Annotated in this window: 1 protein-coding gene; it reads right to left on the bottom strand. The window is 59.4% G+C overall.

The window, feature by feature from the left end:
• On the bottom strand, positions 1 to 286 hold a 286-nt coding region (locus tag RMT89_RS42155), incomplete at its 3' end, for a UDP-N-acetylglucosamine 2-epimerase (protein WP_315889048.1).
• Between the last annotated feature and the right edge of the window lie 12 nt (positions 287 to 298).

The following is a 298-nucleotide window of genomic DNA, read 5'->3' as shown; positions in this document are numbered from 1 at the left end:
TCGGCATGCTGTAATCGGCCACCAATCGCAGGCTGCGTTCATCGCCGCGGCTTTGTGATTCCAGAACCGCCAGGCCCTGCAGCACACGCTCCACTTCCAGTCCGACCATCATGGCGGCAGCTTCTTCCATGCCTTCAGGGCGCTCATGGGCTTCGCGCAGGTTCAGGGCCGGGAAGTTGAGGATGGATGACTCCTCATTGATGGTGCCGCTGTCAGACAATACCGCACGGGCGCAGAGCTGGAGCTTGTTGTAATCCTTGAAGCCCAGCGGTTTTAGCAGCTGCACGTAGGCATGGAA

Source organism: Streptomyces sp. P17 (assembly GCF_032436805.1).
GTDB lineage: Bacteria > Actinomycetota > Actinomycetes > Streptomycetales > Streptomycetaceae > Streptomyces.
The sequence above is the reverse complement of the archived record's forward strand: the minus strand, read 5'-3'. Positions and strand labels throughout refer to the sequence as shown.